A 290-nucleotide genomic window follows, 5' to 3' on the forward strand; every position below is an offset into this window, starting at 1 on the left:
GGGGGTCCGACCAGTCAGCTCTGGAAGATGATGGGGAACCAATCCTCGCGCAATTTCTGGCCGGGCTTCATGTCGTGACCCGGATAGGGCGGCGAGGTTCGGCCCGGTCGCTCGACATAATGCGCGTCGTCGCCGACCCAGCGCAGCGACAGCGCCCGGCGCCGCGCCGCGGTCAGGTTGCCGCGCGCGCCATGCGCGGTGCGGAAATCGAACAGGATGGCGTCGCCCGGCTCCATCTCCCATTCGAGCACCTTCATCGACGGGTCGTTGTCGGGATCGGGCACCGGCAG

At 68.3% G+C, this 290-nt stretch carries 1 protein-coding gene; it reads right to left on the reverse strand.

Going from position 1 to position 290, the window contains the following annotated elements; translation table 11 throughout:
• Positions 1-14 precede the first annotated feature (14 nt).
• Positions 15-290: phytanoyl-CoA dioxygenase family protein (locus EN859_RS37225; protein WP_189502590.1), on the reverse strand; the 276-nt coding region annotated here is incomplete at its 5' end.

Origin of the sequence: Mesorhizobium sp. M00.F.Ca.ET.216.01.1.1, assembly GCF_004010325.2 — a bacterium.
Lineage (GTDB): Bacteria > Pseudomonadota > Alphaproteobacteria > Rhizobiales > Rhizobiaceae > Mesorhizobium.